General features: G+C 57.1%; 4 protein-coding genes. 1 reads left to right on the top strand and 3 read right to left on the bottom strand.

Annotated features, from left to right (window positions below; genetic code table 11):
* The first annotated feature begins 39 nt into the window (after window positions 1-39).
* The gene (locus GX108_03435; GenBank protein ID NLO56096.1) at window positions 40-180 is read left to right on the top strand and encodes a hypothetical protein; all 141 of its coding nucleotides are present in this window, start codon (window positions 40-42) and stop codon (window positions 178-180) included.
* On the opposite strand, the gene GX108_03430 is transcribed toward GX108_03435, so the two are convergent.
* The 3 genes from GX108_03430 to GX108_03420 form a co-directional block, all read right to left on the bottom strand.
* Window positions 177-827 carry a class I SAM-dependent methyltransferase gene (locus GX108_03430; GenBank protein NLO56095.1) on the bottom strand — a complete coding sequence of 217 codons (651 nt, stop codon included), beginning with the start codon at window positions 825-827 and terminating at the stop codon, window positions 177-179. The genes GX108_03435 and GX108_03430 overlap by 4 nt on opposite strands.
* On the bottom strand, window positions 827-1042 hold the full coding sequence (locus GX108_03425) for a DNA-binding protein (GenBank protein ID NLO56094.1): 216 nt from the start codon (window positions 1040-1042) through the stop codon (window positions 827-829). Before GX108_03425 ends, GX108_03430 begins: the two co-directional genes overlap by 1 nt.
* Window positions 1039-2948, bottom strand: a 1910-nt coding sequence (locus GX108_03420; protein ID NLO56093.1) for a Fe-S oxidoreductase, incomplete at its 5' end; no start/stop codon positions are given. The genes GX108_03425 and GX108_03420, both read right to left, overlap by 4 nt.

The raw sequence follows: 2948 nt of genomic DNA, 5'->3' as shown, positions 1-2948 counted from the left end.
GTGCCGAGACCGGAATAAACGCCCCGGCAGAGGCCACTCATGGCAGCCGTCAAATCCCGGTTATCCCTTCCGGTCAATGCCGTTCCCGCCAGGGTCATGATCTGCGAACAGCAAAATCCTTCCTGGACCCATCCCATTCCCGCTCTCTCCAGGTCTCCCATCGTCTCTCACCAGCTTTAAAGGAACTTGTTCCTGTTTTTTGTAAGCCAGAGACCATAGCCCCTGGTGCTGCAACGTACCTCGCGCCCCTCGATGACGCCCGCCCACACCAGCTTTGCGGCGCATTCCCGAAGAAGGCACGAATGGTCTTCGAAGAGCTCCACGCGGAATCCGCCCTCGTGGAAAATTGCCTCAATTTCGCCAAGATCGGGGGCCCGTCTCACCCGTCCATGTCCCTCCTTGAGGCTCCCGCCGCCTTCTTTTCCGAAGAGGTCCGTCACCGCCAGGAGTCCATCCTTTTTCAAGACCCTCGACAGTTCACGGAGCACCCTTGTAACGTCATCCTGCAGGAAGAGGACACACTCGGCCACCGCTCCGTCCAGGCTTCCATCACCGAAGGGGAGGGACAGAAGCTCTCCCTTGACTACAGGACCTCTTTCTGCGGCCATCTCCAGAAAGTGGCAAGAAGTATCGAGGCCCACAGCATCGACTCCCATTTCAATTAAAATACCCAATGTGACGCCCGGGCCGCAGCCGGCATCGAGAACATGATCCCCTTTCCGAAAAGAGCACAACTCAACAAGCCTGCGGGATAGGGATTCTCCGCCGGGATGAAGGCTTTCGCCCAGGGCGGTGCTCCAGAGGGGATGCTCGTAGGGAAGAGCCATCACTTATCCTCCAGTATCTTCTCCACCTCGAGCATCCTTCCCATAGCGAGACCTTCGGGAACGAGAATCAGCCCGCACTCGGCGCAAGCGGGCAGTTCAACCTCGAAGCGGCTCCCAAGGTAGTGGGCGGCAACCTTGCGGAGAACGAGTGAACCGCCGCAGCTGCACTCCCATCCTGTTTCGTCGCCGAAACCAAGGTCCATTCTATCCCTCATTCCGTAAGCTCCAGGGTCATTCTGTGGCTCCAGGCGTTGATTATCTCCAAGGCTTCCTCAAGGGGCAGATATTCCACCCAGAAAGTCACGTTACCAATCCTCGAGGAGGCCAGCCGGGTTCCCTTGGATGAGAAGAGGTACCTTCCCTGCAATGAGGATTTCCACAGGGTCTGCCTTATATCGCTCTCCAGTATGTGCCTTTCCTCCAGGCACTCTCGCACCGTTTGGGAAATGGAAATATCCAGATCGTCCCATGGTTCCGGGGGAAGATCCGAGGGGCCGAGAAGATCCCTGCGAAGGGCTTCGCGATTCGCCCGTCTCTGGGAAAACCCGGTACGGTCCTCCCTGGGAGGGGTGTTGAACAGGAGATCAAGGATGTGAAACACATCCTTGCCATGCCCTGAAAGGCTTTCGCGGCACATCGAACAATACGTCAGGAATGGGTTTTCGCTCTCTTCGAGCCTTCGGTTGACACTTTTCCTGGCTAGTTCGGGGTCCGCCATGTACTGAAGTCCTCCATACCCGCAACACCGGGTGGTCTCTCCTCCGAAAGGCAGCTCTTCAAAGGATTGCCCTATCGCTCCTAGAAGCTCCCTGACAGGATCTCTCCATCCTGGTTCCCGTCGTGTCGTACAGGGGTCATGAAGGGCAAGAGTCATGTCCCGTGGTTGTCCCGTCGGTGGGAATCCCTTATCGAGGAGAACCTGCCAGACGGATACCCGTTCAACATCGGGAAGAAAATGGCGGAACACCTCGTTGCAAGATGAGCAGGCCAATATCAACGGCGGGTTACCGACCGACCGGAGGGCGCCCTCTACTCTTCCTAAAACCTTTTCAAGACTGGTTTTTCTTCCGGACCACCAGGCGGGGGCCCCGCAACAGCCCAGCAAAAGGCCCAGTTCACCCTGGTAGACCCCTTTCAGGTGCTCAAAAAGCCTGTCCGTATGCTCCGGCATCGTCCCCGCCAACTGGCAGCCGGGGAAGAAAAGGGCCTTCGTACCCTCCTCTCCGGGGCGCAGCCCGGCAGCCCTGGGAGAATTAGCGTGGTCCATGTCTAACAGGGCGAACTCATGGACCGATGGGGGCATAATGCCTTTTTCCACCATCTCCTCCCTCGAGGAACGACAGAGGTCAGCCATGGAGAAGTCGTTGGGGCAGAGCGCCTCGCAAAGACCGCAAAGCGCGCAGGAGTTGATCATCTTGTTGGCCTGGTGGACTCCTTTCACTATGGCAAAGTTATTATAGATCTCACGGGCGTAGGCTTTAGGGTATCTTTTGTACTTTTCAAGGAAGGAACATTCCCGGACGCAGTAACGACATTCGCAGAGGATACAGCGTTTGGCCTCCCCTATCGGGTCATCCCGTGGCGGAAGGTAAGGGACCGTCTCAAGGGGGGTGAAAAGCCTTGTCTCCAGGGTGGTCTCCTTTTCCCGGCCCGACGTCAGCGAGGCCCCTTGGAGAAAACGATCCATTGAGTTGGCTGCTCTCTTCCCGTCGGCAGACTCCCATACGGGAGAGACTTTCCCCTCACGGGCATATCCCCCCGCGAAAACGCCCGGGGAAGTGGTTTCGTAGGTCAGAGGATCTATTTCTTTCCCCGACACAAAATCTTCCCATCGAGGGTCGTCGACCCCTACATAGGCCACAGCCCATTCCCGCGATCCGATTTCGACAGGGATATCACCGTGAAGACGGGTCGCGCCCATTGCTTCAAGGGTTGCAAGAGCCTTCCCAAGGATTTTCCGGGGGAGGATCTCTTCAGGAAGGCCTAGAAGCCGCCCCCCCGGTACCTCTCCAACAAAACAGAGGAAGACACGGTGCCCCTTTTTCAACAGTTCGAAAGCGCAAAAAAGTGACGATAAACCCCCTCCGAAAACGGCCGCTTTCATTCCTGTCGAAGGAAGGC

The organism is Thermovirga sp. (assembly GCA_012523215.1).
Classification (GTDB): domain Bacteria; phylum Synergistota; class Synergistia; order Synergistales; family Thermovirgaceae; genus 58-81.
Note: the sequence above shows the minus strand (reverse complement) of the source record. Positions and strands in the feature narration are given on the sequence as shown.

What these genes read in the sequence shown, in the direction of transcription:
- GX108_03435 (NLO56096.1), top strand. Translation starts at nt 40, where the DNA reads ATGGCAGCCGTCAAATCCCGGTTATCCCTTCCGGTCAATGCCGTTCCC.
- GX108_03425 (NLO56094.1), bottom strand. Translation starts at nt 1,042, where the DNA reads ATGAGGGATAGAATGGACCTTGGTTTCGGCGACGAAACAGGATGGGAG.
- GX108_03430 (NLO56095.1), bottom strand. Translation starts at nt 827, where the DNA reads ATGGCTCTTCCCTACGAGCATCCCCTCTGGAGCACCGCCCTGGGCGAA.